1 protein-coding gene is annotated in these 751 nt (G+C 67.1%); it reads right to left on the bottom strand.

Features of this window, described 5'->3' with window-relative positions:
- Nucleotides 1–543: type II secretion system protein N (locus D7Y15_RS43680; protein ID WP_304988701.1), on the bottom strand; the 543-nt coding region annotated here is incomplete at its 3' end.
- Nucleotides 544–751 lie beyond the last annotated feature (208 nt).

Below are 751 nucleotides of genomic sequence, written 5' to 3'. Positions count from 1 at the left end.
GGCGACGGGAGGCGGGGTGTAGGCGGCGACGGCGCCGTCACCGGGCTGCCCGTCGATGAACTCGCGGCGGCCGTTGTTGTTGATGATCACGCGCTCGCGTTCGATCTCCATGACGGTGGCGCCCATCAGGTTGTTGCCGATCATGTACGTCTGCGAACGCTGCGTGTTCATGTCCTGGATGGACGCGAAGGACCAGTCCGGGTTGGCCGCGACGAGCGTGCCCAGCAGCTTCACGCGCAGGCCGCTCTTGGCCGGCGGGGCGTTGGCGTCGAACTCCGGCGACGTGGGCGGCTCCCTCACCGCGACCTCTTCCGCGGGCAGCTTCACGCCGGTGAGCCGCGACAGGCGCTCCGCGTCGATGGTGGCAAGGCCGCTGTCCGCGGCGTGGGTGCGCTGCGCGACGCGGGCGGGAGCCTCGGACGCGGGCGCGGGGGAGATGGAGGATTCGACGAACAGGTTCACCGTGCGCGCCGCCAGCAGGGCGACGAGCAGGATGAACAACAGGTTCACGCTCCAGAAGTACTTGCGAAAGAAGAGTTCCATCACGCTTCCGGGAGAAAGCCAGCCCCAGATGGGACCTTGAGCAAGGCAGGTGCCATCGCTGGGCGGGCGTCAAACCCACGACTTACGGCCAAGTCCTTGAAATTATTTCGGAATAGGACGGGGCCCCGACCAGGGAGACAGCCGGGACAGGACGTCCGGACAAATTGTCAAAAGCGGGCGGGGGCCGGTGTGACGGCCTGTCAGTCCG

The organism is Corallococcus sp. AB030 (genome assembly GCF_003668965.1).
Lineage (GTDB): Bacteria > Myxococcota > Myxococcia > Myxococcales > Myxococcaceae > Corallococcus > Corallococcus exiguus.
The sequence above is the reverse complement of the archived record's forward strand: the minus strand, read 5'-3'. Positions and strand labels throughout refer to the sequence as shown.